Annotated in this window: 16 protein-coding genes and 1 pseudogene; 11 read left to right on the top strand and 6 right to left on the bottom strand. The window is 65.3% G+C overall.

The window, feature by feature from the left end; translation table 11 throughout:
• The first annotated feature begins 138 nt into the window (after positions 1-138).
• The 5 genes from yihA (at position 139) to ILT42_RS19625 (ending at position 5,000) form a co-directional block, all read left to right on the top strand.
• Positions 139-792, top strand: coding sequence for a ribosome biogenesis GTP-binding protein YihA/YsxC (yihA, locus tag ILT42_RS19645; protein ID WP_204217589.1), 654 nt, complete (start codon positions 139-141; stop codon positions 790-792).
• A 5-nt stretch (positions 793-797) separates the two neighbouring features.
• Positions 798-1,163: a DUF423 domain-containing protein gene (locus ILT42_RS19640; protein WP_204217588.1), complete on the top strand. Its 366-nt coding sequence runs from the start codon at positions 798-800 to the stop codon at positions 1,161-1,163.
• 80 nt (positions 1,164-1,243) lie between these two features.
• Positions 1,244-2,158, top strand: coding sequence for an acetylglutamate kinase (gene argB / locus ILT42_RS19635; RefSeq protein ID WP_204217587.1), 915 nt, complete (start codon positions 1,244-1,246; stop codon positions 2,156-2,158).
• Positions 2,159-2,233: 75 nt separating this feature from the next.
• Entirely contained in the window at positions 2,234-2,974 is a 741-nt protein-coding gene (locus tag ILT42_RS19630) for a pyrimidine 5'-nucleotidase (RefSeq protein ID WP_204217586.1), read from the top strand.
• Between the two features lie 403 nt (positions 2,975-3,377).
• Positions 3,378-5,000, top strand: coding sequence for a calcium-binding protein (locus ILT42_RS19625; protein WP_204217585.1), 1,623 nt, complete (start codon positions 3,378-3,380; stop codon positions 4,998-5,000).
• Positions 5,001-5,105: 105 nt separating this feature from the next.
• Here ILT42_RS19625 and ILT42_RS19620 read toward each other — a convergent pair whose 3' ends face one another.
• Together ILT42_RS19620 and ILT42_RS19615 are read right to left on the bottom strand one after the other, a co-directional pair.
• Positions 5,106-5,609 carry a YciE/YciF ferroxidase family protein gene (locus ILT42_RS19620; RefSeq protein ID WP_204217584.1) on the bottom strand — a complete coding sequence of 168 codons (504 nt, stop codon included), beginning with the start codon at positions 5,607-5,609 and terminating at the stop codon, positions 5,106-5,108.
• 121 nt (positions 5,610-5,730) lie between these two features.
• Entirely contained in the window at positions 5,731-6,915 is a 1,185-nt protein-coding gene (locus tag ILT42_RS19615; RefSeq protein WP_204217583.1) for a DNA recombination protein RmuC, read from the bottom strand.
• Between the two features lie 94 nt (positions 6,916-7,009).
• Between ILT42_RS19615 and def the strand changes: the two genes are divergently transcribed.
• Genes def through truA form a run of 4 tightly spaced genes read left to right on the top strand, consistent with a single transcriptional unit; the run spans position 7,010 to position 9,809 of the window.
• Positions 7,010-7,528, top strand: coding sequence for a peptide deformylase (gene def / locus ILT42_RS19610; protein WP_204217582.1), 519 nt, complete (start codon positions 7,010-7,012; stop codon positions 7,526-7,528).
• A 25-nt stretch (positions 7,529-7,553) separates the two neighbouring features.
• Positions 7,554-8,486, top strand: coding sequence for a methionyl-tRNA formyltransferase (gene fmt, locus ILT42_RS19605; RefSeq protein ID WP_204217581.1), 933 nt, complete (start codon positions 7,554-7,556; stop codon positions 8,484-8,486).
• Positions 8,483-8,980, top strand: coding sequence for a GNAT family N-acetyltransferase (locus ILT42_RS19600; protein ID WP_204217580.1), 498 nt, complete (start codon positions 8,483-8,485; stop codon positions 8,978-8,980). Before fmt ends, ILT42_RS19600 begins: the two co-directional genes overlap by 4 nt.
• Before the next feature lies 1 nt (position 8,981).
• A complete protein-coding gene (truA, locus tag ILT42_RS19595) occupies positions 8,982-9,809 on the top strand; it encodes a tRNA pseudouridine(38-40) synthase TruA (protein WP_204217579.1) in 828 nt (275 codons plus the stop codon).
• Here the strand turns inward: truA and ILT42_RS19590 are convergent.
• The 4 genes and pseudogenes from ILT42_RS19590 to dapD all read right to left on the bottom strand — a co-directional run bounded on the left by ILT42_RS19590 (position 9,732) and on the right by dapD (position 12,884).
• Complete coding sequence (locus ILT42_RS19590) at positions 9,732-10,322, bottom strand: hypothetical protein (protein WP_204217578.1); 591 nt, start codon at positions 10,320-10,322, stop codon at positions 9,732-9,734. The genes truA and ILT42_RS19590 overlap by 78 nt on opposite strands.
• Positions 10,323-10,462: 140 nt before the next feature.
• On the bottom strand, positions 10,463-11,632 hold the full coding sequence (gene dapE, locus ILT42_RS19585; RefSeq protein ID WP_204217577.1) for a succinyl-diaminopimelate desuccinylase: 1,170 nt from the start codon (positions 11,630-11,632) through the stop codon (positions 10,463-10,465).
• A 98-nt stretch (positions 11,633-11,730) separates the two neighbouring features.
• Positions 11,731-11,985 (bottom strand): annotated as a pseudogene (locus ILT42_RS19580) (type II toxin-antitoxin system HicB family antitoxin); the annotation flags it as partial.
• A gap of 56 nt (positions 11,986-12,041) precedes the next feature.
• The gene (gene dapD / locus ILT42_RS19575) at positions 12,042-12,884 is read right to left on the bottom strand and encodes a 2,3,4,5-tetrahydropyridine-2,6-dicarboxylate N-succinyltransferase (RefSeq protein ID WP_204217575.1); all 843 of its coding nucleotides are present in this window, start codon (positions 12,882-12,884) and stop codon (positions 12,042-12,044) included.
• A 173-nt stretch (positions 12,885-13,057) separates the two neighbouring features.
• Here dapD and ILT42_RS19570 point away from each other — a divergent pair, with 173 nt between their 5' ends.
• Together ILT42_RS19570 and ILT42_RS19565 are read left to right on the top strand one after the other, a co-directional pair.
• On the top strand, positions 13,058-14,665 hold the full coding sequence (locus ILT42_RS19570; RefSeq protein WP_204217574.1) for a sensor histidine kinase: 1,608 nt from the start codon (positions 13,058-13,060) through the stop codon (positions 14,663-14,665).
• A gap of 143 nt (positions 14,666-14,808) precedes the next feature.
• Entirely contained in the window at positions 14,809-15,330 is a 522-nt protein-coding gene (locus tag ILT42_RS19565; RefSeq protein ID WP_204217573.1) for a DUF6790 family protein, read from the top strand.
• Positions 15,331-15,386: the final 56 nt, after the last annotated feature.

The raw sequence follows: 15,386 nt of genomic DNA, 5'->3' as shown, positions 1-15,386 counted from the left end.
GGAGGCCGCCAGGATGCAGACTAAAACGGGGCGCGCAGCCCTACAATGATGAATGGTGCGTATTCATTATTGAATAGTTGGGCCGGAAAGGCGGCCGACGCCCTTGAACCCACGCGGGCGAGCGCCGATAAAGCCTCCATGACCGAGCCCGATTCCGTCCCCGATTTCCTTGAAACAGGCCGCAAGATCTTCGCCGGCCAGTCCGATTTCATCTGGGCGGCGGATTCGCTTAAAGCCCTGCCACCGCAGACCAGAGTGGAGATCGCCTTCGCGGGGCGTTCCAACGTGGGCAAGTCGAGCCTCGTCAACGCCCTGACCGGTCGAAACACGCTGGCCCGGACATCCCATACGCCGGGACGAACGCAGCAGCTCAACTTCTTCAACGTCAACGACCGCTTCCACCTCGTGGACATGCCGGGCTACGGCTATGCGGCGGTGGAGAAGGAAAAGGTGCAGGCCTGGACCAAGCTGATCCACGATTACCTGCGCGGCCGGGCAAGCCTTGCCCGGGTCTACGTGCTCATCGATTCCCGCCATGGCATCAAGCCCGTGGACGAGGCCGTGCTGGAAACCCTCGACAAGGCCGCGGTGTCCTACCAGATCGTGCTCACCAAGGCGGATGAGCTGAAGAAGGGCGAGATCGAGAAGTGCATCGCCGACACGGCCCAGAAGATCGCCCGCCGGGCCGCCGCCTACCCTGAAATCATGCCGACATCGAGCCGCTCCGGCGATGGAATCCCCGAATTGAGGGCCGGGATCGCCCGGCTCCTGGCCGAGCGCGGCGAGGGCTGAACCCGATGGCCGAGCGCCTCCTGATCGTTCTGGCAGCCCTGGCCGGCCTCCTTGGCGTGGCCCTTTCGGCCGCCGCCGCCCATGTGACCGGCGGCGGCAGCCTGCAAACGGCGGCGCAGTTCCTGCTGTTTCATGCCCCTGCCCTCTTGGCCCTGGTGGCGCTCGGCCGATCTGGCGCGGTGTCGCCCAAGCTCGCCCGGCTGGCCGGCTACGTCCTGGTCGTCGGCCTCGTCCTGTTCTGCGGCGACCTCACCCGCCGCGCCCTGGCCGGCGAGGCGCTCGCGCCCATGGCGGCCCCCACCGGCGGCGTGATGCTGATGATCGGATGGGTTCTGGCGGGTGTTTCCGCGCTGATGCGGCCGAGAGGCTGAAAGAGCCTGACGGGGCGGTTTCCAGAGCCGGCGCGTTCGGCTAGAACCCTGGCGACCGATTCAAGACGCCAGGGCCGCTCATGTCCGACAACGCCTCCATCGCCGACCAGCTTCCCAACGTGCACGTGCGCGCGGAGATCCTATCTCAGGCCCTGCCGCATATGCAGCGCTACGACCAGCAGATCGTCGTGGTGAAATACGGCGGCCACGCCATGGGCGACCGGGCCGCTGCCGAGGATTTCGCCGAGGACGTGGTGCTTCTCGAGCAATCGGGCATCAAGCCCATCGTGGTCCATGGCGGCGGGCCGCAGATCGGCCGGATGCTCGACAAGCTCGGCATCAAGTCCGAGTTCAAGGGCGGCCTGCGGGTGACCGATCAGGCCACCGTCGAGGTGGTCGAGATGGTGCTGGCCGGCTCCATCAACAAGCAGATCGTGGGCTGGATCGGCGCCGAGGGCGGCAAGGCCGTGGGCCTGTGCGGCAAGGACGGCAACATGGTCACGGCCCGCAAGGTGACCCGCACCACCGTCGATCCTGATTCGAACATCGAGAAAATCGTCGATCTCGGCTTCGTGGGCGAGCCCGAGCGGGTGAACCGGGAGGTTCTGGACCAGGTGCTCGGCGCCGAGTTGATCCCGGTCCTGGCGCCCGTGGCCATCGGCCAGGACGGAAACACCTACAACGTGAACGCCGACACCTTCGCGGGCGCCATCGCGGGCGCCATGCAGGCCAAGCGCCTGCTGCTGCTCACCGATGTGCCCGGCGTACTCGACAAGAACAAGAACCTGATCCCAGAGATGACGGTGGAGGATTGCCGCCGCCTCATCGCGGACGGCACGATCACGGACGGGATGATCCCCAAGATCGAAACCTGCATCTACGCCCTGGAGCGCGGGGTCGAGGCCGTGGTGATCCTCGACGGCAAGGTGTCCCACGCCGTGCTGCTGGAACTGTTCACCGACCACGGCGCCGGCACCCTCATCCGCCGGGGCTGAGGCCCTTTCGGTGGCCTCTCCCCATGCTTATATGCACCGATGGGGCCACAAGGCCCCATCGCCGTCTTTGGACCCATGAACGCGAACCCATCCGTCGACTCTCACCTGTCCTCCCCCGGATCCCGCGATTTCGGGCACGTGGACACGTGGGTGTTCGACCTCGACAACACCCTCTACCCTCACACCAGCCGGGTGTGGCCCCAAGTGGACGACCGGATCACCCTGTACATCGCCGATCTCTTCGGCCTCGACGGCATGTCGGCGCGGGCGCTCCAGAAGTTTTTCTACCACAAATACGGCACGACCCTGCGGGCGCTCATCGACGAGTACCAGATCGATCCGGCGGATTTTCTCGATTTCGCCCATGATATCGATCACACGGCCGTGGAACTCAACCCGGCTCTCGGCAGTGCGATCGAACGCCTTCCGGGCCGTAAGCTGATCCTGACCAACGGCTCCCGCAAGCACGCCGAGAACGTGGCCCGCAAGATCGGCATCCTGGACCACTTCGAGGACGTGTTCGACATCGCGGCCTCGAACTTCGTCCCCAAGCCCGACAAGCGCGCTTACGAAATCTTTCTCGACAGGCACGCGGTCGAGCCTACGCGAGCAGCCATGTTCGAGGACATCGCCAAGAACCTCGTCGTGCCGCACGAGCTCGGCATGACCACGACCCTGATCGTGCCGAAGACCCTCGATCCCTTCCGGGAGAGCTTCGAGCAGGAAGCCGTGAAGACCCCGGAGATCGACTACATCACGAACGACCTCGCGGACTTTCTGCGCACCCACACCCCGCTGGCGCCCAAGCAGGACTGAGCGCGTCAGCGCGGAAGAGGGATCTCAAGCGCATGCGGAGAGTTCCGCTCACGGCTCAAGGGCCTGTCTCCCTACGATCCGGACGGCAAGCTCCCCTCTTGCCATCGCCTTATGCCAAGGCGACCGGAGACTTCAAGCTCAACGTCCGTGGCGGCGTCGAACGATTCCATTCGTTCGGCAAGCTTCGCCCGGCGGGTGGACATTCATCGAAAACACAGCCCCGGAAAAAATTAAATCGCTTGTAAGACACTGTCGTCACGCCTGAATTTGCCTTCATTCGCGAAAATCCGAAAAGAATCTTGGAACCAACGATACTACGTTACGTTCTAGATTTACTCCGGCTAAGCCTGATGGGCGATCGCCTGGGGGGAGATCCAACGCTTGCGTAACTTCGGAGGATAGCGTGGCCAGATATTTCGACAGCCTGAAGCTCTGGGCTCTGGACGATGACGATACAGCTCTCGACCTGACGAGCTCAGGTTTCGAGGGCGTGAACACCGGTGATCTGACGCTTTTGGGCAATGACCTCGGTAACGAGTTGACCGGCAATGCGGGCAACAACACCCTCGATGGAGGCGCCGGCAGCGACACGATGATCGGCGGGCTCGGCAACGACACCTATTTCGTTAATTCGACCGGCGATGTCGTTACGGAAGACACGCTTGCGGGTGCGGGCATCGACACGGTCTTCGCCTTGATCTCCTTCACCGATGACGCGCCTCTATTTGCGAATGTCGAGAACCTCACCCTGACCGGCGCGGGCGAGCTGGACGCCGTCGGCAACGCCCTCAGCAATACTATCAGAGGCAACAGCGCCGCCAACACCCTCGAGGGCCGCGCGGGCAACGACATCCTCGATGGCGGCGCCGGCAATGACGAGCTCATCGGCGGTCTGGGGAATGACACCTATATCGTCGACAGCTCGACGGATGTGGTGACCGAGGACTCCGTGGCCGGATCCGGCATCGATACGGTCTTGGCCTCCGCCACGTTCACCCTCAGCGCCAATGTCGAGAACCTGACCTTAACGGGGGCGGCCGCGATCAACGGCACCGGCAACGCCCTTGCCAACACGATCACCGGTAACGCCGCCGCCAACGTGCTGATCGGCGCCGAGGGCGATGACATTCTCGACGGCGGCCTGGGTATCGACCGGCTCGACGGTGGTATCGGCAACGATGCCTACCGGGTCGACAACACCGGCGACGTGGTCATCGAAGGGGCCAACGGCGGCACCGACACTGTGACCGCCTCGGCCAACTACACGCTGGCGGCCAACGTCGAGAACCTGATCGCGGCTCAAGGCACGGTGGCGCTCTCGCTCACGGGCAACGCCAGCAACAACACCCTGACCGGTAACGCAGGCGCGAACCGGATCGACGGCGGGGTCGGCAACGACACCATGGTCGGCGGACTCGGAGACGACGTGTACATCGTCGACAACGCCCTCGACGTCGTGACCGAAGCCGCCATCGGCGGAAGCGACACGGTGCAGACCAGCGTGAGCTACACGCTGGCGGCGACCTCCGAGGTCGAGTTCCTGACGGTCGCCAATGTGGCCGCCGCCACCGGCTTGAGCCTGACGGGTTCGGAAACCGCCAACACCCTCACGGGCGACGCGGGCGCCAACGTCCTGAACGGCATGGGCGGCAACGACATCCTGAAGGGCGGCCTGGGCAAGGATGTGCTCACTGGCGGCGCCGGCAGCGACATCTTCGTCTTCGCCGAGCCGCTGAAAGCCGCCAACGTCGATCGGATCATCGGCTTCGAAAGCGCTGATACGATCTGGGTGGAGAACGAGATCTTCAAGGGCCTCAAGGCCGGCAACCTCTCGAAATCCTCGTTTACCTTCATCAAGAAGAACGCCGAGCTGGAGGCCAAGGGCAAGGCCGATCAGATCATCTACGAGCACAAGACCGGAAAGCTCTACTTCGATCAGGACGGCACGGCCGGAAAGGACATGGTCCATTTCGCGACGATCGCCAACAAGGCCAAGCTGTCGATCTCCGACTTCTTCGTCACCTGATGGCTTGAGGAAAACCCTGCCGGATCGCGTCGCTCCGGCAGGACCTTCCAATGGAAAGGGCGGCCCGCAAGCCGCCCTTTCTTCTATGTCCAAGACCGAGGGCGTTTAGGCCGCGCGGCTGTTGACCTTGCTCTCGGCGATCACGTTCAGCTTCTCGTCCGTAGATTTCTCCTGGTCGAGGATCTGCTGGAGGATGCTGGCGCAATCCGGGCGGCCGAGCTGCTTCGCCCAGGCAACGAGCGTGCCGTAGCGGGTGATCTCGTAATGCTCCACGGCCTGGGCTGCGGCGATCAGGGCGGCGTCGAGCACTTCCTTGTCGGCCACCTCACCCGAGACCTCCTGGGCCTCGTCGATAATGCCGTTGATGGCCGGGCAGGTGACTTCCTTGGGCTCGTGGCCGTGCTGGCGGAACACCTGCTCCAGGAGCTTGATCTGCTGCTGCGTCTCGCCAAGATGGTTCTGGAAAGCCTGCTTGAGGCCCGGATCGGTCGCCTTGGCGATCATGTCCGGCAGGGCCTTCGTGATCTGGTGCTCGGCATAATAGATGTCCTGGAGCGTGTGAACGAACAGATCGTCCAGGGTTTTGATGTCCTTGGTGAAGAGACCCATGATGTCGTTCCTTTGATATCCGTGAAAAAGGGCCGACGCGAGGCGTCGGCGGCGGTCGTTTTCAACGGTGGGGGAACGTCGCGGTCCGGCATCTGTTCCGGCATCGCCGGATCGGAGAGCCCTATTCCACAGCCCTGAGGCCCGTATCGCGGAACCTCAGCAGGTCGCTTTGTTGCGCCGCGTCGTCATCGAATTCCAGCGACTCGATCTTCTGCCCGCGCTTGGCGATCTTGTCCGTGGAGATGCGGATCTGGGACACGTCGTCCTGGGCCTGGCGGAAATGGGTGTCGAGCTTGGCCACGCGGTCGTTGAGCCTGTCGACATCCACCAGTAGTCGCTGCACCTCCACCTGGATCACTCGCGCCTCCTCGCGGATGCGGGCGTCCCGCACCAGCGCCTGCATGACCTGGATGGCGAGCGACAGGAGGGCCGGCGACACGATGACGATGCGGGCCCGGTGGGCCTTCTGGATCACGTCGTCGAAATGTTCGGCCAGGTCCGCGTAGATCGACTCGGCGGGCACGAACATGAGGGCGATGTCCTGGGTCTCGCCGGGGATGAAGTACTTCTCGGCGATGTCCTTCACGTGGACCAGGACGTCGCCGCGAACCCTGGCGGCGGCCTTGAGGCGCGCCTCGTCGCCTTTCGCGTCCCGGAACAGGGTGAAACTCTCCAGCGGAAACTTGGCGTCGACCACGAGGCAGCGCCCGTCGCCGGGCAGGCGCACGATGCAGTCCGGGCGCATGCGGTTGGAGAGCGTCGCCTGGAACTCGAAGGCGCCGCTCGGCAGCCCGTCCCGGATGATCGCCTCCATGCGCCCCTGCCCGTAGGCTCCACGGCTCTGCTTGTTGGCCAGAACGTCCCGCAGCCCGACGATCTCGCCCGTCAGGTCGGCCAGATTCTTCTGCGCCGCGTCGATGACCGCCAAACGCTCGTTCAGCCGGGAGAGGTTCTCGGCCTGGTATTGGGTGGAGCTCGCCAGCCCCTGCCCGACCCGGTGCTGGAGCCCGTCGATCCGCTCCGAGATCACCCGGACGAAATCGCTCTGGCGGCTGCCGAATACCTCCGCGACCGTTCGGAGCCGGCCCGTCATCTCGGCCTGGATGCGGGCGATCTCGGCCACCTTGTCGTCCATCTCGCGGGCCCGCTCCTCGGAGGCCGCCTCCTCCAGGAGCCTGTCCCGGCGGGAACGTAGGAGCAGCAGCGTCACGACCACCAGCAGGAAGAGGCTTGAGCCCGCGACCCCAAGGGCGAAGTCGCTCCAGGGCACGGGGTAGGATCCGAGGGTAAACGCAATGGCATTCATGAAAGGGATTTCGCGGGACGATCCGTAAATTTTCCCTATCCGAACAGATGACGAACGATTTGACCATCCCCGGGCGAGCCCTTATCTCGGCCCCATGACCATCAAACCCCTCGTCATCCTTCCCGATTCCCAGCTCCGCCTGGTGTCCAAGCCCGTCGAGGCCGTGACGGACGAGATCCGCCGGCTCGCGGACGACATGCTGGAGACCATGTACGACGCCCCCGGGGTCGGCCTCGCGGCCATCCAGGTGGGCATCCCGTTACGCATGGTGACCATGGACGTCTCGAAGGCCGAGGACGAACGCGCCCCGATGGTGCTGCTCAACCCGGAAGTCACCTGGACGTCGGAGGAGAAGCGGGTCTACGAGGAAGGCTGCCTGTCGATCCCGGAATATTACGAGGAGGTCGAGCGGCCGGACCGGGTGCGGTTCCGATACATGAACCTGAAGGGCGAAACCGTGGAGCAGGAGGCGGACGGCCTTCTGGCGACCTGCGTCCAGCACGAGATCGACCATCTCAACGGGGTTCTGTTCATCGACTACCTGTCCAAGCTCAAGCGCGACCGGGTGATGACCAAGTTCAAGAAGGCCGCCAAGCGCGAGAAGACCGCATGAGAGCCTTCCCAACGAGAACCTTGCCATGAGCCTTCGGGTCGTCTTCATGGGCACGCCGGATTTCGCCGTGCCCACCCTCGCCGAGATCGTGGGCCAGGGCCACGAGGTCGTGGCAGTCTATACCCGCGAGCCCGCCGCCGCCGGCCGGGGCATGGCGCTGAAGCCCTCTCCGGTCCACGGGATGGCGGAACGCTTCGGCCTGCCGGTGCTGACGCCCAAGACCCTGCGCACCGAGGAGGCGGCCGAGACCTTCCGGTCCCACGAGGCCGATGTGGCCGTTGTGGTCGCCTACGGCATGATCCTGCCGCTCCCGATCCTTGAAGCCCCTCAACTCGGTTGCCTCAATCTCCACGCCTCCCTGCTGCCACGTTGGCGCGGCGCGGCGCCGATCCAGCGCGCCGTGATGGCGGGCGATGCGGAGACGGGGGTCGCCGTGATGCGGATGGAACAGGGCCTCGACACGGGTCCGGTCGGCATGGCCGAGCGGGTCGCCATCGCGCCCGATATGACCGCTGGCGAGCTTCACGACCGGCTTATGGGACTCGGCGCCGACCTGATGGTGCGGGCGCTCGCGGCCCTGTCGCGGGGCGGCCTGAACTTCACGCCACAGCCCGAGGACGGCGTGACCTACGCCCACAAGCTCACCAACGCCGACGGCCGGATCGACTGGGCAAAGACGGCGGGGGATATTCACAACCACATCCGCGGTCTGTCGCCGTTCCCAGGCGCCTTCTTCATGGCTGATTTCGGCAAGGGGCCGGAGCGCATCAAGGTCTTGCGGGCGGTGCTCGCTATCGGGTCCGGCGCTCCCGGCACCCTCATCGACCCGAACGGCTCCGTCGCCTGCGGATCCGGGGCGGTTCGCCTGATCCAGGTCCAGCGGGCCGGAAAGGGCCCGATGGGCGCGGACGAATTCCTGCGCGGCGTCCGGCTGGCCCCGGGCACCTCGCTCGCATGACGATCGCCCTCGCCGTTCGGCCCGAGGATCCCGCCGATCAGGCGGCCATCCAGGCGCTTCATCGCGCGGCGTTCGGGCAGGAAGCGGAAGCCGACCTTGTGGACCGTTTGCGCCTGGATCAGGATCTTGTCCTGTCCCTGGTTGCCGGAAGGGATCGCATTCTCGGCCACATCGCCTTCTCGCGCATGGTTCTCGACAGCCCGATGATCCGGGTCTCGGCGCTCGCGCCGGTAAGCGTGCTGCCGGAGGCCCAGCACCAGGGCATCGGTTCGGCCCTCATACGGGACGGACTCTCTCGTCTCGCGGCCATGGGCGAGGACATGGTGGTCGTTCTGGGCGAGCCCGCCTTTTATGGCCGCTTCGGCTTCGCGGCGGAGGCCGTGCGCGATCTGCGCACACCCTATGACGGACCCTATCTGCAGGGTCTGAGCCTCAGCGGACGTGCTGTCATCGGGCCAGCCCGCTACCCTGGCGCCTTCGCGGGGCTGGCCTGACATGGCGCGCTACAAGCTCATCGTCGAGTATGACGGCACGCCCTATACGGGCTGGCAGCACCAGACCAACGGCCGCTCGGTGCAGGAGGCGGTTGAGCGCGCCATCGGGCGGTTCGCCGGCCATGCGGTGCGAATTCACTGCGCGGGCCGCACCGATTCGGGCGTCCACGCCACCCATCAGGTCGTGCACGTGGACCTGGAGAAAGACTGGCGCAGCGACACCGTACGGGATGCCACCAACGCCCACTTGAAGCCGGAACCGGTATCCATCCTGGCGGCCGAGATCGTGCCTGAGGCTTTCAATGCCCGGATCTCGGCGGTGAAGCGCCATTACGTCTACCGCATCCTCAACCGCCGCGCCCCGGCGGCGCTGGAGCAGAACCGGGTTTGGCACGTGGCCTGGCGGCTCGATGCTGCGAGCATGCAGGAAGCAGCGCAGCATCTGGTCGGACGCCACGACTTCACGACCTTCCGGGCCGCCGAATGCCAGGCCAACAGCCCCATCCGCACCCTCGACCGGCTCGACGTGGAGCGGATCGGCGACGAGATCCGGGTTTATGCCTCAGCCCGCTCCTTCCTACATCATCAGGTGCGCTCCATAGTGGGCACCTTGGAGCGCGCCGGCGCGGGCCGGTGGAGCGTGGCGGACGTGAAGGCGGCGCTCGATGCCAGGGACCGAAGCCGTTGTGGCCCGATGGCGCCTTCGGCGGGCCTGTACCTGATCGGGGTCGACTATCCGCCGATGGACGAATTAGCCGATCAAGGCGCGCATCGCCCCCGCGATGGCGGCGTTGAGGCCAAGGCCGAGCAGGACGATCGCAAAGGCTAAACCACCCGATACCCCCAGCGTCGCCTTGGTGGCAAACCATTGCATGCGCAGCAGAAGCGCGGCGAAAGCCAGGGTGAAGAACCCCGCCAACGAAGGCGGCGCCCAGCCGATCAGCATCAGCAGGCCCGGGAACGCCAGGGTCAGCAAACCGACGACCGCAATCCAATTGGTGACGATGACGAACGGCACGTAACGGTGGGTCAGGCGCAAACCTCGCGTGATGCCGATCATGGCGAGCGGCAGGGCCAGGAAGCCCGCCGCGAACCCCAGGGCCACGAGACCGTCGAGCCACAGGCTGCCGAGAAGCGGATTGTCGGGCTGGAGAATGCCGAGGCGGTGACGTTCGAGCGCGAGCGTCACGATATAGGCCGGAAGCGTCAGGCCGATGGCCGAGAACGAATGCCAGAAACCCGTCTCACTGAAGTCGAAGGACTTGAGACCTTCCGCACGGGCATGAAGCAGATCCACGGTGCCCTTGAAGGAGCGGTTTACCTCGTCGGCCGTCACGAGCATCTGTCGCCTCCAAACGTTCCAGCGAGAACCCGAGACATGCCCCGAGGCTCCCTGACAGAACCGGCGCTCCCGCGCCTGGGTTCCGAGCCGCATTGAACTTTAGTCTTATACGGCCAAGCTGGAGGTTCCGTCAGCCGCTTTCAGCGGCCCACGGCGAAGTAGGCGTTCAAGATCTTGCGATAGATCGCGGCCAGCCGGTCGAGATCGGCCACCGCCACGCGCTCGTCGATCTGGTGCATGGTCTGGCCCACCAGCCCGAACTCCACGACGGGACAGTGCTTGACGATGAAGCGGGCATCCGATGTGCCGCCGGTGGTGGAGAGCTTGGGACGCCGCCCGGTCTCGGCTTCGATCGCCTCGGCGATGAAGCCCACGAAATCGTTGGGGGGCGTCAGGAACGCTATGGCGTTGGTGGGTTCCAGGTGCAGCCTGTAGCGCACGTCATTGCCCGCAGCCTCCCGCAGGCGGCGCTCCAGCTCCTCGCCGAGGCTGTCCGGCGACCAGAGATCGTTGAAGCGGATGTTGAAGGTGGCGCGCGCCTCGGCCGGGATCACGTTGGCGGCGGGATTTCCCACATCCACCGTCGTCACCTCCAGGTTGGAGGCGTCGAAATGCTCGGTTCCCCGGTCCAGGGGCTCGCGCAGCAGCCCGTCGAGGAGGCGCATCAGGCGGGGGATCGGGTTCTCGGCCAGGTGCGGATAGCCCACATGGCCCTGCTTGCCCTCGACCGTGAGCCTGCCCGTCAGGGAGCCGCGTCGGCCGATCTTGATCATGTCGCCGAGCCGGTCCGGGTTCGTCGGCTCACCCAGGACACAATGGTCGAAGCGTTCGCCGCGCTCGCGCGCCCATTCGAGCAGCTTCACGGTGCCGTTGATCGCGGGCCCTTCCTCGTCACCGGTGATGAGAAAGCCGATGGAGCCGCCGAAATCCGGGTTCTCGGCGAGGTATTCCAGCGCCGCCGCCATCATGCAGGCGATGCCGCCCTTCATGTCCACCGCACCGCGCCCGTGGAGCTCGCCATCGACGACGACGCCGCCGAAGGGGTCATGGGTCCAGCGGTTCAGATCACCCGGCGGCACCACGTCCGTATGACCGGCAAAGAGCAGATACGGGTGGCCCGTGCCCCAGCGGGCATAGAGGTTCTCCACGTCCGGCGTGTCCGGGGCGGTGAAGACCGGCCGGTGCACCTCGAAACCCGCATCTCCCAGCACCTGCGCCACGAAAGCGAGCGCCCCGCCCTCCTCGGGCGTCACCGAGGGGCAGCGGAGAAGGGATTGGGCGAGGGAGACGGGGGAGTGTTCGTGCGTCATGCGCTCATGAAGCATGATCTCTCGGAAAATCAATCGCTGTCCGGTAAAATTTCGCAGCCTTCAGGCCGCATCGCTTACGGTGCGTATGACGGCGATACGGTCTTGACGGCCACCAGGATGGGGACGCCATCCCGGTTCTTGGGGTTGGCCATCACGGCTTCGAAGGAAGACGGCTCCGGGATGGATTCGCCGTCCTCCACCATCCCGGCGATGTGAAGCGCTAGCGCCTCTTCGGCCATGCCGGGAATTTCAGATAGCTTCTCGGCAGCCGTCGCGCAGCCTGGAAAATCGGGAAACACGACACCGTAAGAGGTGTCGGGATCCTTGTAGGCCAGCCCGATGTAACATGTCATGACACAACTCCGGGCGAGGCCGCTGCCGGCTTCCTGAAAACATTATTGCTTCAAGCTCAATCCCGCAGCAGCTCATTGATCCCCGTCTTTGCCCGCGTTTGGGCGTCCACGCGCTTGACGATCACGGCGCAGTAGAGCGACGGGCCGGGGGTTCCGTCGGGGAGCGGCTTGCCCGGGAGAGAGCCCGGGACGACCACGGAATACGGCGGCACCTTGCCGACGAAGACCTCGCCGGTGTTGCGGTCCACGATCTTGGTCGAAGCCGAGATGAATACGCCCATGGACAGGACCGAGCCCTCGCCCACCACGACGCCCTCCACCACCTCGGAGCGGGCCCCGATGAAGCAGTTATCCTCGATGATGGTGGGGTTGGCCTGAAGCGGCTCCAGCACGCCGCCGATGCCGACGCCTCCGGACAGGTGCACGTTCTTGCCGATCTGGGCGCAGGAACCGACCGTTGCCCATGTGTCCACCATGGTGCCCTCGTCCACGTAGGCGCCGAGATTGACGAAGGACGGCATCAGCACCACGTTCGGGCCGATGAAGGCGCCCCGCCGCACGGTGCAGTTGGGCACAGCCCGGAAACCCGCGTCCTTGAACTCGGCCGGGGTCCAGCCGTCGAACTTGGACGGGACCTTGTCCCACCAAACGGACTCGCCCGGCCCGCCCTTGATGATCCCCATGTCGTTGAGGCGGAAGGACAGGAGCACGGCCTTCTTGAGCCATTGATGCACCTGCCATTCGCCGCCCGCCTTCTCGGCCACGCGCGCCTTGCCGGAATCGAGCAGGCTCAGGGCCTCCTCGACCGCCTCACGGATGGTCCCGGTCGTCGCGGGTGCGACGTTGGCCCGGTCCTCCCAGGCGGAATCGATGGTGGCGGCGAGATCGGCGTGTGACATGAAAGGGTTTCTCGGGCTCGAAAGGGGGATCCGGCGCCTGATTAGCAATCGCTCCCCGGCCTGTCACCCCAGGCTTTCCTTGAAATGCGTCCGCTTGCGGGTGGAGCGGACCCGGGTTCCGCGCTAGAACCATGGGGTCCGGACGCCCCGGGCCTCCGTTCCAGAGTAGCGTGATGATCCCCGTCCGTGACGTCCGTACCGTTCTCTACGCGACGGCCCTGTTGTTCGCCGTTGCGATCATCGGCATGCGCGGCACCTTCGTGTGGCTCGAATACCGCTATGCGATGAACCGGGCCGAGGCCGCCACGCAGGACCTTGCCCTCCTGATGGAGGAATACACCAAGCGGACCCTCGAGACCGGGGACCTGCTCCTGAAGGACATCATCGAGTACGTGGCCCTCAAGGGCGGGGCCGACGCCCTGAAGGGCTCGCGCGAGGCGCACGACCTTCTCGTGGACATGACCCAGCGGTCCTCGGCCGGCGACCTCTTCCTGATCATGGACCGGAACGGCAACGCGGTCTCGATGACCGGCGCCTTTCCGGTCGCCGACATGAGCTTTGCCGACCGGCGCTGGTTCAAGGCCCACCGGGCCGGAGCCGACACGATCGTGGGCGGGGCCATCCTGGGCCAGTACAACAAGGAGATCCTCTACACCTACACCCGCCGCATTCCGGATGTGAAGGGCGATTTCGACGGTGTTGCCATGGTGGCCTTGCGGCCCACCTTCCTGCAGGAGGTCTCGAACATGAACGAGAATGCGGGTGACCTCGTTCTCGGCATCTGGGACCGGGACGGCAGCGTTATCGCCCGCACGGATCTGACACCGGACCGGACCAATGCCACATTGGCGCGCTCGCGCCTGTTCACGGATTTCACGAGTCAGAAGGCCGGCACCTACCGGTCCGACCGGACCTCGGACAGTGCCGAGCGGATCGTGTCCTTCCGCCGCCTCGAACGGTGGCCCGTGACGGTGACGGCGAGCATCCCGGTGGCGGCGGCGCTCTCGGTCTGGTGGCAGGGGCTCTATTGGAGCATCGCCGTCACGATCATCGTGCTCGTGGCGCTCGCCTGGCTGACCTGGTTCGGCATCCGTCTCAGCTACCGGACCGAGGAGACCCAGCGCAGCCTCCACGATCTGAATCGGGAGCTCGGTCAGGCGAATGACAGCCTTGCCAAGGCCCTCTCCGACAAGGTGGTGCTGCTGAAGGAGATCCACCACCGGGTGAAGAACAACCTCCAGGTCACATCGAGCCTGCTGCAGCTCCAGGCCCGGCGCTTCAAGGACCCGGACGTGAAGACGGCTTTCCAGGAAACCCAAGATCGCCTGCGCTCCATCGGCCTGATCCACGACACGCTCTATCGGACGGATACGGGCGGCACGATCAACCTTCAGGACTATTTCGGCCGCCTGATCGGCGAGCTATCCGCCGCCTACGGGGCCGCCGCGCGGGGGATCGAGCTCGATCTGGACGCAGACCCGATCGCCATCGACCTGGAGAAGGCCATCCCCCTCGCCCTCACGGTGACGGAAGCGATCTCGAACGCCTTCAAGCACGCTTTCGCTCCCGACCAGGAAGGGCAGATCGCCGTTTCCGTCCATCGCAGCGACAGCGGCCTGGAGGTCACGGTGCGCGATAACGGCCGTGGACTGATCGGAAACAAGGATGATCCGTCGTCCCTCGGCACCAAGCTCATCCGCGCCTTCGCGGCCCAGCTCGGCGGGCATGTGAGCCTCACCTCGGAGAACGGGACGGTGTTTCGGCTGACGATGCCGTTGTGAGAGCTCGGATTCCTGTTGATGCGGGACGTCGAGGCAGCATTTTTCCTGAGCAGCCCACTCCCATCGGCTAGGCTGCCCACGCGAGCACCCCGCCGCCGGCGAGCCGCTTGGCCCTGCCGCTGTGCCAGCGCGAGAGACCCGACATGGCCGAGACGATCCGCTTCATCCTGTCGAATATCCCCGCCCTCAGCTTCGCGCTGGCCATCGCCCTGGCCCTGGTCCGTCGCGACGGTCGGCCGCTGGCTTCCCGTCTGCTGGATTGGATGCTCCTCCTGCCCGTCGGCCTGTCCTTCCTGTGGGCAGGCCTCTTTCACGTCTTCGCGCCCGAGGTCGCGGCGGCGTCGATCGGATGGCAGGTCAGCCCGTTCCAATTCGAGATCGGCGTCGCCGACATCGCCATCGGAATCGCCGGCATCGTATCGTTCTGGCGCGGGATCGGATTCAAGAGCGCGGTCGTCACCTACATCGTTCTGTTCGACATCGGCGTCGCCATCGGGCACGTCCGGCAGGCGGTGATGCATGCCGACTATGCGGCGAACAATTTCGGCCTGCTGCTGGCCCTGACCATTGTCCAGGCCGTGCTGCTGCCCCTGCTGCTATGGCTCGCGAAACGGGACGGCGCCGGTTCGACGCCAGCCCCAGTCACCAGGCGGAGATCCGCCTGAGAGACCCAGCGGATCGACACCCTTCTCTGGGGATATAGGCTCATGCCCGTCGGCCG

The sequence above is a fragment of the Microvirga pudoricolor genome (assembly GCF_016892705.1).
GTDB classification, from domain to species: Bacteria; Pseudomonadota; Alphaproteobacteria; order Rhizobiales; family Beijerinckiaceae; genus Microvirga; species Microvirga pudoricolor.
This window is presented reverse-complemented; position numbering and strand designations above follow the sequence as displayed.